Annotated in this window: 15 protein-coding genes; 7 read left to right on the forward strand and 8 right to left on the reverse strand. The window is 47.1% G+C overall.

What is annotated here, in order from left to right:
• Positions 1-38 precede the first annotated feature (38 nt).
• The 7 genes from M3085_RS05350 to M3085_RS05380 form a co-directional block, all read right to left on the reverse strand.
• A complete protein-coding gene (locus M3085_RS05350; RefSeq protein ID WP_249052475.1) occupies positions 39-611 on the reverse strand; it encodes a helix-turn-helix domain-containing protein in 573 nt (190 codons plus the stop codon).
• A 135-nt stretch (positions 612-746) separates the two neighbouring features.
• Positions 747-1,163, reverse strand: coding sequence for an ACT domain-containing protein (locus M3085_RS05355; protein WP_178256028.1), 417 nt, complete (start codon positions 1,161-1,163; stop codon positions 747-749).
• A gap of 22 nt (positions 1,164-1,185) precedes the next feature.
• Positions 1,186-2,487: a phenylacetate--CoA ligase family protein gene (locus M3085_RS05360; RefSeq protein WP_178256029.1), complete on the reverse strand. Its 1,302-nt coding sequence runs from the start codon at positions 2,485-2,487 to the stop codon at positions 1,186-1,188.
• A gap of 82 nt (positions 2,488-2,569) precedes the next feature.
• On the reverse strand, positions 2,570-3,883 hold the full coding sequence (locus tag M3085_RS05365) for an aminotransferase class I/II-fold pyridoxal phosphate-dependent enzyme (RefSeq protein ID WP_204499168.1): 1,314 nt from the start codon (positions 3,881-3,883) through the stop codon (positions 2,570-2,572).
• Positions 3,880-4,476: an indolepyruvate oxidoreductase subunit beta gene (locus tag M3085_RS05370; RefSeq protein ID WP_191709766.1), complete on the reverse strand. Its 597-nt coding sequence runs from the start codon at positions 4,474-4,476 to the stop codon at positions 3,880-3,882. Before M3085_RS05370 ends, M3085_RS05365 begins: the two co-directional genes overlap by 4 nt.
• A complete protein-coding gene (locus M3085_RS05375) occupies positions 4,473-6,092 on the reverse strand; it encodes a thiamine pyrophosphate-dependent enzyme (protein WP_249052476.1) in 1,620 nt (539 codons plus the stop codon). Before M3085_RS05375 ends, M3085_RS05370 begins: the two co-directional genes overlap by 4 nt.
• Positions 6,093-6,135: 43 nt before the next feature.
• A complete protein-coding gene (locus M3085_RS05380; protein ID WP_178257401.1) occupies positions 6,136-6,897 on the reverse strand; it encodes an amidohydrolase in 762 nt (253 codons plus the stop codon).
• A gap of 374 nt (positions 6,898-7,271) precedes the next feature.
• On the opposite strand from M3085_RS05380, the gene lysS reads away from it, so the two are divergent.
• The 4 genes from lysS (at position 7,272) to M3085_RS05400 (ending at position 12,234) form a co-directional block, all read left to right on the forward strand.
• Positions 7,272-8,993, forward strand: coding sequence for a lysine--tRNA ligase (gene lysS / locus M3085_RS05385; protein ID WP_178257400.1), 1,722 nt, complete (start codon positions 7,272-7,274; stop codon positions 8,991-8,993).
• A gap of 68 nt (positions 8,994-9,061) precedes the next feature.
• Entirely contained in the window at positions 9,062-10,057 is a 996-nt protein-coding gene (locus M3085_RS05390) for an NAD(P)H-dependent glycerol-3-phosphate dehydrogenase (protein WP_178257399.1), read from the forward strand.
• A gap of 13 nt (positions 10,058-10,070) precedes the next feature.
• Positions 10,071-11,417 carry a glucose-6-phosphate isomerase gene (locus tag M3085_RS05395; RefSeq protein WP_178257398.1) on the forward strand — a complete coding sequence of 449 codons (1,347 nt, stop codon included), beginning with the start codon at positions 10,071-10,073 and terminating at the stop codon, positions 11,415-11,417.
• A gap of 91 nt (positions 11,418-11,508) precedes the next feature.
• The gene (locus M3085_RS05400; protein ID WP_249052477.1) at positions 11,509-12,234 is read left to right on the forward strand and encodes an HAD-IA family hydrolase; all 726 of its coding nucleotides are present in this window, start codon (positions 11,509-11,511) and stop codon (positions 12,232-12,234) included.
• A gap of 161 nt (positions 12,235-12,395) precedes the next feature.
• On the opposite strand, the gene recQ is transcribed toward M3085_RS05400, so the two are convergent.
• Positions 12,396-14,234, reverse strand: a complete 1,839-nt coding sequence (gene recQ, locus M3085_RS05405; RefSeq protein WP_204499303.1) for a DNA helicase RecQ — start codon at positions 14,232-14,234, stop codon at positions 12,396-12,398.
• A gap of 186 nt (positions 14,235-14,420) precedes the next feature.
• Between recQ and M3085_RS05410 the strand changes: the two genes are divergently transcribed.
• From M3085_RS05410 to M3085_RS05420, 3 genes are read left to right on the forward strand one after another with little or no spacing between them, the layout of a single operon-like run.
• Entirely contained in the window at positions 14,421-14,888 is a 468-nt protein-coding gene (locus M3085_RS05410) for a helix-turn-helix domain-containing protein (RefSeq protein WP_178257396.1), read from the forward strand.
• Between the two features lie 11 nt (positions 14,889-14,899).
• Positions 14,900-16,870, forward strand: coding sequence for a dipeptidyl peptidase 3 (locus tag M3085_RS05415; protein ID WP_249052478.1), 1,971 nt, complete (start codon positions 14,900-14,902; stop codon positions 16,868-16,870).
• A 42-nt stretch (positions 16,871-16,912) separates the two neighbouring features.
• Positions 16,913-17,584 carry a DNA alkylation repair protein gene (locus M3085_RS05420; protein WP_178257394.1) on the forward strand — a complete coding sequence of 224 codons (672 nt, stop codon included), beginning with the start codon at positions 16,913-16,915 and terminating at the stop codon, positions 17,582-17,584.
• Positions 17,585-17,588: the final 4 nt, after the last annotated feature.

Below are 17,588 nucleotides of genomic sequence, written 5' to 3' on the forward strand. Positions count from 1 at the left end.
GTTTTTATCAACGCATCCGCTTGCGTTTTTGGGGGATATTATTGTCCGATTTTGTCTAACGACAAGCGCTTGTGGCTGGCTTGCTTCTTAAACTGGCTGGGCGGCATTCCGGTTACGCTTTTAAACTGTGCGCTGAGGTGTGCCGTACTCGAATAGTTCAGCAAATCAGCTATTTCGTTCAGTGAAAGTTCGTCGTAGGCGAGCAACTCCTTTACCCGCTCTATCTTTTGGGCAATGAAATACTTTTCGATGGTAATGCCGTTGATTTCCGAAAACAGTTTGCTTAACGCACTGTAATCTTGTCCACAATGTTCCGTGAGGTAATCCGACAGGTTGGTTCGCAATTCTCCGTTCTGTCGGTGGATAAGCTCGATGATAAGTTGCTTGATGTGTTCTATCAAAAGACTGCGCTTATCATCCATCAGTTCGAAGCCCACAGCCTCCAACTGCCGGCGCACGCTTTCTTTCTGTTCCTCCGTCAGCGTTTCGCTGATGGAAGCCATTCCCAGTTCTACCCGTTCCGCTGTCAGATGTTCTGCTTTCAGAATGCTTTCTACCACCATGATGCAACGGTTACAAACCATGTTTTTAATATAAAGTATCGTAGCCATAGTTTTTCTTTTGATAACATTACAAAGCTACGAAAAGATTCGGATATGCCAAGAAAAAATCCGTCGCGCTTCCGTAAAGCGTCAATGGGTCAACGGAAGTACGGCGGATTTCTTCTCACCGGAGTGGCTGTGGATTTACAAATCTTTATCTAAAAGCACTTCACACCCGTGCTGCTTCAGTACATCGAGACAGCGCGCCATGTCGTTGGGCTTGATGACCACGTGCGCACGGTCGTTTTGGGCAAAAGCATACATGTAGTCGATGAAAATTTGCTCTTGCGCCAGATACTCTAAAATCACAGCCAATGAGCCGGGTACGTTTTCACAACTCAAACAAACCACATCGGTAGACATCACGGCAAAGTCTTGCTGGCGCAATACCTCTACGGCCTTGTCTACATCAGAAACTATCAGACGCAGGATACCGAAATCTGCCGTTTCTGCCATACTGAAAGCGTGCATGTTGATTCCGTTTTGTCCCAACGTGCGCACTACGTCGTTGATTCGTCCGGTTTTATTCTCTAAAAAAACCGATAATTGTTTTATTGTCATAGCTTGATAATTGCTTTTTAGGTTATACCAATACACGTTTGTCTATTACCCGTGTCGATTTTCCTTCGCTGCGGGCTATGCTGTTAGGTTCCATCAACTTCACATCGGCACTGATGGACAGTACGCTCTTGAGTTTGTCGGAAAGCATTTTTTTCAGTCCCAACATGGCACCGATGTCGTCGGTAAAGAAGTCGCGGCGCACCTCTACCTGCACTTCCAGTGTGTCGAGGTTTTTCTTGCGGTCGACCACCAGCAAGTAACGCGGTTCAAATTCTTTCATGCCGAGGATAACACTTTCTACCTGCGACGGGAATACATTGATACCCCGGATGATGAGCATATCGTCGCTGCGTCCCATGATAGGAGTCATCCGTACGTTGGTTCGTCCGCACGGACACGTGCCCGGCATGAGCGAAGTAAGGTCTTTCGTGCGGTATCGGAGCAAAGGCATTCCTTCTTTGGTGAGCGTGGTAAACACCAGTTCTCCTCTTGTGCCGGCGGGCAGCGGCTGAAGCGTTTCAGGGTCGATGATTTCGGGATAGAAATGGTCTTCGTTAATGTGCGAGCCGTTTTGCTCCTGACATTCGTAAGACACGCCCGGCCCCATGATTTCGCTTAATCCGTAGATATTATATCCTTTCAGTCCGAGGCGTTCCTGAATTTCGCGGCGCATGTTTTCCGTCCACGGTTCTGCCCCGAACGCCCCCACACGTAGTCCGAGTTCTCCTTTTTGGATACCCATGCGTTCAGCCACCTCAGCCAGATAAAGCGCGTATGAAGGCGTACAGGCGATACCCGTAATGTGGAGGTCGCGGATGAGGCGCACGTGTTTCTCGGTATTTCCCGTAGAAGCCGGTATAACGGTAGCACCGAGGTTCTCAACACCGTAATGCGCCCCCAGTCCTCCTGTAAACAGTCCGTATCCATAACTAACGGAAAAGGTATCATCGCGCGTAACGCCATAAGCAGACAGACACCGTGCCATCACCTCCGACCAGATGGAAAGGTCGCGGCGGGTATAACCTACAATGGTTGGGTTTCCTGTCGTGCCCGATGAGGCATGTACACGCACCACCTCTGAAAGCGGAGCCGCCATCAACCCGTACGGATAATTGTCCCGTAAATCCTGCTTGGTGGTGAACGGAAGTTTCACAATGTCGTCGATGCAGCGTATGTCATCGGGCGCAAGGTCCATTTCCTGCATTTTCTTGCGATAGAAAGGTACGTTATGATAAACGTAAACAACGAGCTTCTGCAAGCGTTTGCCTTGTAGTTCGCGCATTTGTTCGCGCGGCATACATTCTTTGTTAGTGTTCCAAATCATGTCAGATAATCGTTAACATAGGCTGTGAATAACGAGCGGCGTAACCATACTCTGTTATCACTCCTTTATATACATTATTAATTTATATCGGGTGGTCTTCGCGGAAAGCTTTCATTCTTTCTTCCAGTATCGGGTAAAGCTCTTCGCGCATACGCGATGTGCAGGCACGCACTCCTTGCTGGTCACTGCCGGTAGTAGACAGCGAAATGCTGCTTACGCCGTAATACATCAGTTCACAAAGCAATTCACCGCCCGTCATGCCGGGATAGCCGAGGGTGAAAAAGAATCCGTCGCCCACGCGCTGAGTAACGTCGCGGTCGTAAACGATGGTAAAGCCGTTGTCCGTAAAGATTTGTTTCATGCGGCGTGCACGGCGTTCGTATTCGCGCACATCTTCTACGAAATTGATTTCTCCCGATACCGAGCGGTTCAGCATTTCAGCCATGGCATATTGCGTAGTAGCCGTACAGCCCGACGTAATCATATACATGATGGAAGCAATAAACGTAGGACCGAACACGCCGGAGTCTTCATATCTTTGGGCGAGGGCAGGGTATTGCTTGTCGAACAGCTTGTCAGAAACGCAAGCCAACGCGATACGCTGTCCGGCATAGCTGAATATTTTTGAGGCAGACAGCATCAGGATATAGTTATCCGTGTATCTTGCAACGGTGGGCACGAAAGGAGCTGTGTACGGACGACCGAATGCGTGGCGGAAATCCATGCAGAAGTAGGCTTGGTCTTCCAATACCACAGCATCGTACCGGGTAGCCAGTTCGCCGATGATTTGCAGTTCTTCTTCTTCCAAGCAAATCCATGCCGGATTGTTAGGGTTAGAGTACACAATGGCAGCGATGTCGCCTTTTTCGAGGAAACTTTCCAACTTCGGGCGTAAAGCCTGCCCGCGGAAATCGTGGATGTCGAACCATTCCCATCCGATACCGAGGATGCGAAGCTGGGATTTCTGTATCGGGAATCCCGGATCGATAAACAATACTTTATCTTTACCCGGAATGCGTTGGGTACAGGCGATAAATGCTCCGAACGAAGCGGCTACCGAGCCGGTGGTAGGCAGGCAGGCGCGGGGAGAGATGTCGATATCAATAAATGCCTTGACAAAACGTGAAGCAGCCTCTTTCAGCTCTGCTACTCCCGCTGCGGCAGGATATTGCGCACCCACTCCGCGGTCGAGCGCAGCCTTTTCTGCTTCAATGCCTATGCGGTTGGCGGGTAATCCGGGCGAGCCTTGATCCATGCGGATAAACGGAATGCCTGTCAACTCTTCCAAGCGGGAAGCTACCAGCAATACGTCGCCGATGGTGGCGTTTTGTAAGTCGGCAACTTTCATCTCTTTGGCTACCGAGGATACTTGTTCCTCGCTGAATACACGACTCATAAGGCAGGCTGGTTAAGACGTTTCACATACTCATACCCGATGTCGAAGGCACGGTAATTGGTTTCTACTACGGCTTCACCTTTCGATGCAAAGATACGTCCCACGCTTTCACGCAGCGTCTGTACGTCAAGTATCTGAAGAAAAGAAGCTGCTGCGCCAAGCAGAATCACGTTTGCCGATTTGGGCATCTGGTGCTCTTTTGCCAATCCTTCCACATCCAGTGCCACCACGTGAGGCTGGGCGTTCAGTTCAGCCATTAGCTTTTCTTCGTCGGGATAATTCGGTATATTTTTAAACGGAGTAGAAGACGTGATAATCCACCCGTCTTTTCCCAGATACGGCAAATAGCGCAGCGCTTCCATCGGCTCTAACGAAAGAATCATATCGGCAGTGCCGAGCGGTATAAGGTCAGAAGCGATGGACGTATCCGATAAGCGGAGATTCGACTGAACGTCTCCTCCTCTCTGGCTCATTCCGTGAACTTCGGCTTGTTTCAAGGTCAATCCCATGCGGGTGGCCGCTTCGCCGATAATGGTGGCTATTGACAAGATGCCTTGTCCGCCCACTCCTGAAAGTATGATGTCTGTTTTCATTTCTTTTCTGCTCTTTTTTGTTTTAACTTACGGTTGAGAGTCTGCATACATTCGCGGCGCGGGATAATGACAGATACTCCTTTATATTCTATTTCTTCGCGGATGATGCGGGTGATTTCTTCCATGTTTTTCGGAAGAGGAACCACTACGCGCACGTGTTCAGGCTTTACGCCTAACCCCAGACAAATGGCCTCGAATTTGTTGGTTCCGGCAGAATCCTGACCGCCAGTCATGGCAGTAGTCAGGTTATCGGAGATGATTACGGTGATATTGGATTGGTCGTTTACGGCATCCAGCAAGCCTGTCATTCCCGAATGGGTAAAGGTAGAATCGCCGATAACGGCTATGGCAGGAAACAGTCCGGCATCGGCTGCTCCCTTTGCCATTGTGATGGAAGCTCCCATGTCGACACAGCTGTCTAACGCACGGAACGGAGGAAGTGCGCCCAGCGTATAACATCCGATGTCGCCGAATATTTTGGCATCGGGATATCCGGCAGCTACACGGTTCAGTGCGTCGTACACGTCGCGGTGCCCGCATCCATTACAAAGTGCGGGTGGACGAGGAACTACGTTTTGTGCCGCAGCATATACCTGTGCGCCGGCTATGCCCAAAGCTGCTTTCACATTGTCGGGATTTAATTCTCCCGTGCGGGGCAGTTCACCGCTCAATCTTCCTTTCACGATGTATGTCGATGGCAATACTCCTTTAAGCTGTTCTTCTACGAAAGGCTGACCGTCTTCTACTACCAAGATTTCCTTGCAGGCATGAGCCAGCCGGGTTATTTTTTCGGCGGGCAAGGGATATTGAGCTATCTTCAGAAGCGGATAAGGACAACCGTTGGGATAATTCTCCATTACATAATTATATCCGATGCCGCAAGCTATGATACCTTTTTCTGCTGTGCCTCCGGCTGTTACCGACAAGGCATTGTATGAAGTTTCTTCGGCGAGCTTTATAAGTTCGGGTTGAACTTTAATAACTTCTTTGTAACGCTGGCGAGCGTTGGCAGGGAGCAATATCCAGTCGGTGGGGACGGAAGCTCTGCCCGTACAAGCGGTTTCGTTTGCCGCATTTCTTACAGCGACAGCCGCGCGCGAATGTGCCAGACGGGTTACGATACGCATCAATACGGGGAGCTTTTTGCTTTCAGACAGTTCGAAAGCATATCCCATCATGTCGTAAGCCTCTTGTTGGGAAGACGGTTCGAGTATGGGAATCATGGCAAACTTGCCGTAAAAGCGTGAATCTTGTTCGTTTTGTGAAGAGTGCATCGACGGGTCATCGGCAGCTACCACTACAATCCCGCCGTTGACGCCCGTGATGGCAGAATTTACAAAAGCATCGGCACATACATTCATGCCTACATGCTTCATGCATACCAATGCGCGCTTGCCCACGTACGATACGCCCAACGCCGCTTCCATTGCAGTCTTTTCGTTGGTACACCAGCGGCTGTGTACGCCTCGCTCTTTAGCCAGCGGCGATTCTTGGATGTATTCGGTGATTTCGGTCGAAGGAGTACCGGGATAAGCATATACACCGGATATTCCTGCATGAATGGCGCCAAGTGCTATCGCTTGGTCGCCCAATAGTAAGAGTTTGTTATTTTCCATATTTAGGTATTTGTTTTTATTTTTTTCGTTCAAAAAGCCGGTTTTATAAAAGGCTGAATCCGTCGGCATCGTCCAGTACGGGGAATTTTTTGCGGAAGCCCTCCAACTCGTTCATGTCGATAACAGCCTCGGCCTCACACGCCGTACCGTCTTCGCAGGCTGCCAATGTTTCGCCGTAAGGATTGATGATGGCGCTTCCGCCGCAGTATTGGCAGGCAGGGTCTTCGCCCACACGGTTCACGGCTATTACGTAACATTGGTTCTCAATAGCCCGTGCGCGTAACAACGTTTTCCATGCTCCGATGCGCGGAGTCGGCCAACTGGCAACGTAAAGGATAGCATCGTAATCTTTCCGGTTGCGCGACCATACAGGGAAACGCAAATCGTAACACACTTGAAGCAAAAAACGTATGCCCCGGTAAGAAACAATAACCCGTTTCGTTCCGTGCGTGTATTGTTTGTGCTCGCCGCCGTAAGTAAATAAATGTTTCTTATCGTAATGCTGCACTTTGCCGTCGGGGTGTACGAAGTAAAAACGGTTGTAATACTTTCCGTCCTCTTCCACTGCGATGCTTCCGGCTATCGCACACCCACGTTCCGCAGCTTTGCGCTTCATCCATTGCAGGGCCTCGCCCCCGTCTGTTTCTGCCACTCCTTTCGGCTGCGTGCAGAATCCGGTAGAAAACATTTCAGGGAGGACGAATAAATCTCCGTCGGCGTAACGCGATATAATCTCATCTGCGTGTCGGATGTTAGCCGCAGGATTCGTCCAGTGAATATCGGTTTGTAAAATGACAATTTTCATGTTTTTCATAATTTGGTAGAGGTCAAAGGTAAGAAATATTTCAGGATAAAATAAATTCTGAATGGGATAAATTAAAAAATTATTATCTTTTGTCCCGCTTGAAACGCTATGGGAAATGTTACTAATCTTATGCGGTAGCGTTGACCTGTTCTACCCATAGAACTTGCTTACGCTTCGGGTAGCGTTTTTTTACCGCTGTAAGGCGGTGGTATGAGCCTTCTGCAAACAGGTGTCTGAGGGGCGGCAAGAGGGGAGAAACATCAGAGGCTTTTCCCCCGTTTTGTGTCGGTATGTATAAAAACTCGCTTGATTATAGGCGAGTTTTGCAAAATGTTTTTTATTTTTGTAGCGAATTTGAGTTAATGCATTAACAGATGAACGTATTAGAGTTAAGTGAACAGGAGATTATCAGACGAAACAGTCTGAACGAGTTGAGAGCGATGGGCATTGAACCTTATCCCGCAGCCGAGTATGTAACAAACGCTTTTTCGACAGATATAAAAGCCGAATTTAAAGATGACGAGGCAGAACCGCGTAAGGTATCAGTGGCAGGACGAATCATGTCGCGCCGCGTAATGGGAAAGGCTTCTTTCATCGAACTTCAAGACTCTAAAGGTCGTATCCAAGTCTATATTACCCGCGATGATATCTGTCCGGGCGAAAATAAAGATTTATATAATGTAGTGTTTAAACGGTTGCTCGATTTGGGCGACTTTATAGGCATCGAAGGATTTGTGTTCCGTACGCAGATGGGGGAAATTTCTATCCATGCACAGAAATTGACAGTCCTCTCGAAATCCATCCGTCCGCTTCCTATCGTGAAGTACAAAGACGGCGTGGCATACGACAAGTTTGAAGACCCCGAACTGCGTTATCGTCAGCGTTACGTCGACCTCGTGGTAAACGACGGCGTGAAAGACATCTTCCTGAAACGCTCAAAAGTATATAAGTCCATGCGCGAGTATTTCGACGCAAAAGGATATGTAGAAGTAGAAACTCCTATTCTTCAGGCTATCCCCGGAGGAGCGGCGGCACGTCCGTTCATCACTCACCATAACGCACTGGATATTCCGCTTTATATGCGTATCGCCAGCGAACTTTACTTGAAACGTCTGATAGTAGGCGGTTTCGAGGGCGTTTACGAAATCGGTAAAAACTTCCGTAACGAAGGTATGGACCGTACGCACAATCCGGAGTTTACCTGCATGGAAATCTATGTAGCTTACAAGGATTATAACTGGATGATGAAGTTTACCGAACAGATGATTGAAAAAATCTGTCTGGACGTAAACGGTACTACCGAAGTGCAGGTAGGCGAAAACCTGATAAACTTCAAGGCTCCGTATAAGCGCGTAACGATGCTTGATTCCATCAAAGAATTTACGGGCTATGACCTTACGGGCATGGATGAAGACCAGATTCGCGAAGTGTGCCGGAAACTGAATATGGAGATAGACGACACGATGGGCAAGGGCAAGCTGATTGACGAAATCTTCGGCGAGTTCTGTGAAGGTCACTACATCCAGCCTACGTTTATCACCGACTATCCGAAGGAGATGTCTCCGCTTACGAAACGTCATCGCACAAACCCCGAACTGACCGAACGCTTCGAGCTGATGGTGAACGGAAAAGAGTTGTGTAACGCTTATTCGGAACTGAACGACCCGATAGACCAGTTGGAACGCTTTGAAGAACAGATGCGTCTGAGCGAGAAAGGAGACGATGAAGCAATGGTTATTGACAAAGACTTTGTCCGTGCATTGGAATACGGTATGCCTCCTACTTCGGGTATGGGTATCGGTATGGACCGTCTTACAATGCTGATGACCGGTCAGAGCACCATTCAGGAAGTATTATTCTTCCCGCAAATGCGTCCTGAAAAAGTAGTCCCGAAGGATGCTCCTGCCAAGTTTATGGAATTGGGTATCCCCGAAGAATGGGTTCCCGTAATCCAGAAAGCAGGATATAACATGGTGGCAGACATGAAAGAGGTTAATCCTCAGAAGTTGCACCAAGATATTTGTGGTATAAATAAGAAATATAAATTAGGACTGACTAATCCGTCTGTTGAAGAAGTTGCTAACTGGACGAAATAAATTGGAAATGGGGATTTGATAACGATTCAATTCACAATTCCCCATTTTTGATTTTCAATTAAATTGATATGAAATTACCCGGTAAAATAGCAATCATGGGTGGAGGAAGCTGGGCTACTGCTATCGCTAAGATTATATTAGCCCAAGCAGACACGATAAACTGGTATATGCGCCGTGACGATAGGATAGAAGACTTCAAGCGGCTGGGGCATAATCCGGCTTATCTGACGAGCGTACGTTTCGACGTGAAGCGTATCAGCTTTTCTTCAGACATAAACAAGGTAGTGCGCGAATCAGACACGCTGATATTCGTCACTCCCTCGCCATATCTGAAAAGCCACCTGAAGAAGCTAAAAACCAAGTTAAAGGATAAGTTCATCGTTACCGCCATTAAGGGAATCGTCCCCGATGAAAATATGATAATTTCCGATTATTTCCATAAGGTATACGACGTTCCCGAAGAAAATATTGCAGTTTTGGCTGGACCATGCCATGCCGAAGAAATCGCATTGGAGCGGCTTTCTTATCTCACCGTGGGGTGTAAGGACATAGAGAAAGCGCGGCTCTTTGCACGTCAGCTTTCAGGACACTACGTTAAAACATCGGTCAATACCGATGTGGCAGGCATCGAATATGCTTCCGTATTAAAGAATGTATATGCGATAGCAGCCGGTATTTGCAGTGGGCTGAAGTATGGCGATAATTTCCAAGCGGTATTGGTGTCTAACGCCTTACAGGAAATGAACCGTTTCCTTGATACGGTTCATCCGGTGAATCGTTGTACGAATGACTCAGCCTATTTGGGCGATTTGCTTGTAACGGCTTATTCCAATTTCAGCCGAAACCGTGTATTCGGAACGATGATAGGTAAGGGATATTCCGTAAAGAGCGCTCAGATTGAAATGGAGATGATAGCCGAAGGATATTACGGAACAAAGTGCATTAAAGAGTTGAACAAGCATTTGCATGTCAATATGCCGATAGTGGATGCGGTTTATAATATCCTTTACGAACGCATTGCTCCGATGATCGAGATTAAATTATTAACTGATTCATTCAGATAAAATACAGATAGTTATGGGAAACATTACACTTAACGTCGAAAAAACTTTAGGGTTTATCACGAAAGAAAGTTTGGCTGCTTATGAGCCGAAAGTGAAAGAATGTATGGAAACTTTAGAGAAAGGCACGGGACTGGGAAATGATTTTCTGGGCTGGTTACATTTGCCTTCTTCGATAACTAAAGAACATTTGGCCGACCTGAAAGCGACTGCTGAAACACTCCGCCAGAATTGCGAAGTAGTGGTGGTAGCCGGTATCGGGGGTAGCTATTTAGGTGCACGCGCCGTTATCGAAGCCATGTCGAACAGTTTCCTGTGGCTGGAAGAAAAGAAAGCCGGACAACCGATTATCGTTTTTGCCGGACATAACATTGGCGAGGATTATTTGGCTGAACTTACTGAATTCTTGAAAAATAAAAAATTTGGTGTTATCAATATTTCAAAGTCGGGTACAACTACCGAAACTGCTCTTGCCTTCCGCCTGCTGAAAAAGCAATGCGAAGACCAGCGCGGCAAAGAAATGGCGCGTAAGGTTATTGTAGCTGTAACCGATGCTAAGAAAGGGGCAGCCCGTGTAACGGCTGACAAAGAGGGGTATAAGTCATTCATCATTCCTGATAACGTAGGAGGTCGTTTCTCTGTACTTACTCCGGTAGGTTTGCTTCCGATAGCCGTTGCCGGTATCGACATCGAACAGTTGGTAGCCGGAGCCTGCGAAATGGAAAAAGTATGTGCGAACGAAAATATGATGGAAAATCCTGCTGCTCTTTATGCAGCTACCCGTAACGAACTTTACAAGGAAGGCAAGAAAATTGAAATCCTTGTAAACTTCCAGCCTAAACTTCATTACTTTATGGAGTGGTGGAAACAACTTTACGGTGAGTCGGAAGGAAAGGATAACAAAGGTATTTATCCCAGCTCAGTAGATTTTTCTACCGACCTTCACTCTATGGGACAATGGATTCAGCAAGGTGAACGTACGATTTTCGAAACCGTGGTGTCTGTCGAAACTCCGAACCACGAACTCCGTGTACCGACAGATGAAGAAAACCTCGACGGTTTGAACTTCCTTGCAGGCAAGCGTGTAGACGAAGTAAACAAGATGGCAGAACTGGGTACGCAGCTGGCACACGTTGACGGTGGAGTTCCTAACCTGCGTGTAAGTGTCCCTGTACTTAACGAATATTATTTGGGACAGTTGATTTATTTCTTCGAAAAGGCTTGCGGTATCAGCGGTTACCTGCTGGGTGTCAATCCGTTTAACCAGCCGGGCGTAGAGGCATATAAGAAAAACATGTTTGCTCTTTTGAACAAGCCGGGTTATGAAAAAGAATCAGAAGCTATTCAGGCACGGTTGAAATAAGCCGAAAGCGTTGGAAATGGAGAATTAAGCCTTTAATTCTCCATTTTCTTTTTGTTTTAAATATATCATTTTCCATTTTAAACTACAAACAGTGTACGAACAAGCTATTACCCAATATCTTCAAACTCATAAGTATTCTTCTATTTCATTAAAAGCCGTTCTTTTCGATATGGACGGTGTTCTGTTTGATTCGATGAAGAATCATGCTGCTGCTTGGCATGAGGCTATGCAACTTTACGGTATGACGCTAAGTCCTGAAGAGGCTTATCTGCACGAAGGGCGTACCGGAGCTTCGACCATCAATATCGTCAGTCTGCGTGAGCGCGGACATGAAGCTACCGAGGCTGAGATTAAGGAAATCTATCAAACCAAAAGCGATATTTTTTCTCGGCTGGCGAAGCCTGAACGGATGCCGGGGGCTTACGAAGTGTTGCTTAAAATCAAACAAGAGGGACTTATTCCGATGGTAGTGACCGGGTCGGGACAGAAATCGCTGTTGGATAAGTTGAACCATCATTTCCCTGATATATTCAAGCCCGAACTGATGGTAACGGCGTTCGATGTGAAATATGGCAAACCCAATCCCGAACCTTACCTGATGGCGCTTCGGAAAGCAGGGATTCAACCTAATGAAGCGATTGTTGTAGAGAATGCTCCGCTGGGCGTGCGTGCCGGAGTGGCGGCAGGTATTTTTACCGTGGCAGTCAATACGGGGCCTCTGCCCGATAAGACTTTGTTAGACGAAGGGGCAGATTTGTTATTCCCTTCTATGCCAGCGTTTAACGAGGCTTGGGAGACTTTTTATTCCGAGCTGTGACAGCGATTTTTCAGTGTGGCGGGCTGCCGTTTTTTTTATCCCATAGCGAAGGGAAATTCTATTCGGAAGACGACCACTTTCTATTCGGAAGGTAATCACTTTCTATGGGTAAGAATCGAACACTTTACCCATAGAAATTTTAAGAACTGTTTTAAGACGGATTACCGCTTGTTTTCCGCTTTATACGCTTCTATTGCTTCAATAAAATCTTTACCGTATTTCTTCTTTTTGTATTCACCTATTCCGCTTATCTCGCCGAAAGCATCGAGCGTGCGGGGCTGACGTGAAGCGAGTAAGTGTAATGTCTTGTCGGATAGTACGATGTAGGGAGGAATAGCCTGTTGGTCGGCAAGCTGTTTGCGCAGTTGGCGCAGCGTCTCAAACAGTTGCTCGTCTTCATCTTCGAAGATTGCAGGAATAAGGGTGGGGATGACCGGTTGCAACGAAACATCTTTCCGCGTACTCTTGCGCGATGGCTTGACGGTACGTTCCTCTCGCTTGATTACAACCAATTGTGCCGTGGCGTGTCCGAACAAGACTTTCCTGCCGGCTTCCGTAATTTTCAGATGGTTGTTTTCGTTGTAAGCCACCTCAAAATATCCCAAGTTCAACATCTGCAAAAGGTAATCCTGCCAGTCGCGGGCCGGGATGTCACGTCCTGCTCCGTAAGTCTTCAGTTTGTCGTATCCCTTGTCAATGATTTCCTGCGTAACGGCTCCTTTCAGAATATCCGTCAGCGTGCGCGTTCCCACCTGCTGGTCGGTGCGGGCGATGGCACTCAAGGCTTTCTGTACGATGATAGTGCCGTCGAAACGTTCGGGAGGGTTGCGGCAAACGTCGCAATTCCCGCAGTCGTGGTCTGCCGTCTCGCCGAAATAGTTCAACAAGATACGTCGTCGGCAAATATCCGATTCGGCATACTGCTGCATACGGTTCAGCTTTTCCAAATTAATATCCTGCTGTTTGCTTTCGGCAGCAAATTTAGAAAGCAGAACGATGTCGCCGAACGAGTAAAACAACAACGTGTCGCTGGGCAATCCGTCGCGTCCGGCTCTTCCTATCTCTTGATAAAAACTTTCAATGCTTTTGGGCAAGTTGTAATGGATAACCCACCGTACGTTCGATTTGTCTATTCCCATTCCGAAAGCGATGGTGGCACAAACTATCTGTACGCGGTCATTGATGAAGTCGTCTTGTGCTTTTTCGCGCTCCAAGTTGTCTAACCCCGCGTGATAAACTGCCACTTTGAATCCTTTCTCTTCAAGCAGCTCCGCCACCTTCTCCGTTCCGTTCCGGCTCATGCAGTAGATGATGCCGCTTTCGCCGGGATGACGTTCGATGAACTTTACGATGGCGCGTATCTTCTCTTTTTGCTGGTATCCGCGTTTCACTTCGAGGCTTAGGTTGGGGCGGTCGAACGAAGAAATAAAAATCTGCGGGTCGCGCATGGCGAGCTGCCGAAGAATATCCTGACGAGTAATTTTATCGGCAGTAGCCGTAAGTGCTACGATGGGGACTTGTGGAAACTGTTGGCGGAGCACCTTCAGCTGCGTGTATTCCGGACGGAAATCATGCCCCCACTGTGAGATGCAATGTGCCTCGTCGATGGCAAAGAGTGAAATTTTGATGTCCCGTAAAAGAAAACCTACCTCCGACAGCAGACGTTCGGGCGATATATACAGCAGTTTTATTTTCCCCTGCGCACACTCAAGCCTCAAATTCGCATTTTCCGTTTCATTGTTGCTGCTGTTCAGTGCTCTTGCCGCTATTCCGTTTGCCTGAAGAGACTCCACTTGGTCTTTCATCAGCGAGATAAGCGGTGAAACCACAATGGCAGTTCCTTCCATCATCAGGGCGGGAAGTTGGTAACAGATGGATTTTCCTCCTCCCGTGGGCATCAGTACGAGCGTATCTTTTTTATTGAGGATGCAAGAGATGATTTCTTGCTGCAAAGGGCGGAATTGTGTATATCCAAAGTAAGTTTTTAATGTTTTTAGCATCATGAATCGATATAAAAATATAAGTGGTGTGCAAAGATAGACAATTTGCCGGGAAGAAAAGAAAGTTGTCAGGCGTAAAAAAATAGTAAGAAGATTGTAATTGAAATGAAAAAATATACCCGTTTCTATTGTGAATTAAAAAACTTCTGCCCAAATTTGTAAAACTTAATTTTTAATGAACAAGAGATGAGAGAGACTGAAGACAAGCAAACGCAAGTACAGGCATCTGAGAAGAAATTGCCTTATAACTTGCGAGAACGGAAAATTGTAAAGGCTGCCTATCGCGAGATGATACGTGCGGAACTGGCAGACAAGTTGTATGACGATATTTTAAATATCATCGTAGCGCGAAAGAAGTACAAAGACCCCAATTACTGTGCGCGGGATTTGGCAAAAGACCTGAAGACCAACACCCGCTACCTGTCCGGAGTTATCAATTCGCGTTTTGGCATGAACTACACGTGTCTGGTAAATGAATATCGCATACGCGACGCCAAACATTTGTTGGTAGATAAACGATACGCCGATAAAACCATAGAGGAAATCAGTGCGATGGTAGGTTTTGCCAATCGCCAGTCGTTTTATGCGGCTTTCTTTAAACATGTGGGGGGAACACCTCGCGAGTATCGAATTAATCATACACCCAAAAAGTAAGTTTTACACTGATGGAACAGTTGACAGAAGATTCGTCGTTCGACTATATTGTAGAGCAGTTTGCCGATTTGCAACTGTTGCGTTACCGGGTTCCCGGTTTCGAAACATTGTCGTTGCAGCGTAAACAGTTGATATATTATTTGTCGCAAGCGGCTTTGGAAGGTAGAGATATTCTGTTCGATCAAAACGGTAAATATAACCTGCAAATTCGTCGCTTGTTTGAAGCCGTTTACTTGCATTATCAGGGAGACCGTACAGCATCGGCTTTCCATGAACTGGAGGTTTACCTGAAGCGAGTATGGTTTTCGAACGGCATTCACCATCATTATGCGTGCGATAAGTTTGTACCCGGATTTACAGCCGACTACCTGTCGGATGTGATTCTCTCTTTGCCCGCGGCGTACCTGCCGCTGGGCGAAGGAGAAACGGTGCAAACGATGTGTGATAAACTTTTCCCCGTTATTTTCAATCCTTCCGTGATGCCAAAGCGGGTAAATCAAGCCGACGGAGAAGATTTGGTTTTAACCTCGGCTGCAAACTATTATGAGGGAGTAACCCAAAAAGAGGCGGAAGACTTTTATGCGGCCCTGAAAGCTCCTGACGATGAGCAACCCGTAATGTACGGCATGAACAGCCGGCTGGTGAAAGAAAACGGAACGGTGAAAGAGCAAGTCTGGAAAATAGGGGGCATGTATGATGCCGCTCTGCGTAAGATAGTAGGATGGCTGGAAAAGGCGGAAGATGTAGCGGAAAACGATGCACAGCGGCAAGTCATCCGCCTGTTGATCGATTTCTATCACACCGGAGACCTGAAAATTTTTGATGCTTATTCCATCGCGTGGCTGAAGGATACAGACTCGATGGTAGACTTCGTGAATGGCTTTATCGAAAGTTATGGCGACCCGTTGGGCATGAAAGCCAGTTGGGAGTCAATCGTGAACTTCAAAGACATGGAGGCTACCCGGCGTACTGAAACCATCAGTAACAACGCCCAGTGGTTTGAAGACCATTCGCCAGTAGATTCTCGCTTTAAAAAAGAAACGGTGAAAGGTGTTTCGGCAAAGGTGATAACTGCTGCCATACTGGCGGGCGATTTGTATCCGAGTACCGCTATCGGCATTAATCTGCCGAACTCAAACTGGATTCGAAGCGTACACGGCTCAAAGTCGGTAACCATTGGTAATCTGACTGCTGCCTATAATCAGGCGGCACGAGGCAATGGCTTCCGCGAAGAATTCGTGTACAGTGATGTGGAAAGAACATTATTGAATAAGTATGCCGACCTGACCGATAATTTGCATACCGACCTTCATGAATGTTTGGGACACGGCTCCGGAAAATTATTACCCGGTGTCGACCCCGATGCGCTGAAGGCATACGGGGCAACAATCGAAGAAGCTCGTGCCGATTTGTTCGGACTTTATTACCTGCCTGATGAAAAAATGGTGGAACTCGGACTGACCCCTGACTCGGAAGCCTATAAAGCGGAATATTATGCGTATATGATGAATGGTCTGATGACTCAACTGGTACGTATCGAGCCGGGATGTACGGTGGAGGAAGCCCACATGCGTAATCGGCAGTTGATAGCACGCTGGAGCTTGGAGCACGGACTTGCCGACCGGGTAGTGGAGTGGGTGAAACGCGACGGGAAAACTTACGTACGTATCAATGATTATGTAAAACTCCGCGGACTGTTCGGACAACTGTTGGCAGAAATCCAACGGATTAAGAGCGAAGGAGATTATGAGGCAGCTCGCCGCTTGGTTGAAACCTATGCCGTAAAAGTAGACGCGAAACTCCATACCGAAGTGTTGGAACGCTATCGCGCTTTACATCTTGCTCCTTATAAGGGCTTTGTCAATCCGGTATATACGCCGGAAACCGACGGCGAGGGAAATATCATAGACGTAAAGATTAGTTATGCAGAGGGCTATGCCGAGCAGATGTTGCGGTATAGTCGGGACTACTCAAATCTGTAGCCGCCGAAGCAAGTATCTTTATTATGTAAATCGGATTTACTTATGCATGAAACTCTTAAAGAAATAAAATCAAAGCTCCGGCTTTATATGAACGGCATGATTTCGCAAAGTATGCGAGACAAAGGGATGGACTATAAATTGAATTTCGGAATCGAATATCCCCGTATCAAGGAAATTGCGGCGGAATACGAACCGAATCATGATTTGGCACAGGCTCTTTGGAAAGAAAATATTCGCGAATGTAAAATCATGGCGGGACTGCTCCAGCCGGTTGACTCCTTTTATCAGGACATCGCTGAAATATGGATTGAAGACATTCATTATCCGGAATTGGCAGAATATACGGTAATGAATCTTTTCCAACACCTGCCGTATGCTTCCGAAGTGATTTTCCCGTGGATGGCAGACGAGCGTGAGTATTTTCAGGTATGCGGTTTCTTATTGACGGCACGTTTGATTATGCAAGGCTTGCAGTTGGACGACCGGGCAGAAGCCGAGTTTTTCGACCAAGCCTTTACCGGGTTGGAAAGTGACTCATTACAAGTGCGAAAAGCTGCGGCAACCGCCTTGCGTAAGTATGGAACACGTTCGAAAAATAATTGGAAAAAGATAAGCCGCCCGTTAGGACTTTTGTGTAAATCGGATAAGCCGGATGTATGTGCCTTAGCCGATGAAATAAAAAATGAGATAGAATATTGTTTGCAATCTTTCTAAATTA

Origin of the sequence: Bacteroides caecicola (genome assembly GCF_023337095.1) — a bacterium.
GTDB classification, from domain to species: Bacteria; Bacteroidota; Bacteroidia; order Bacteroidales; family Bacteroidaceae; genus Phocaeicola; species Phocaeicola gallinarum.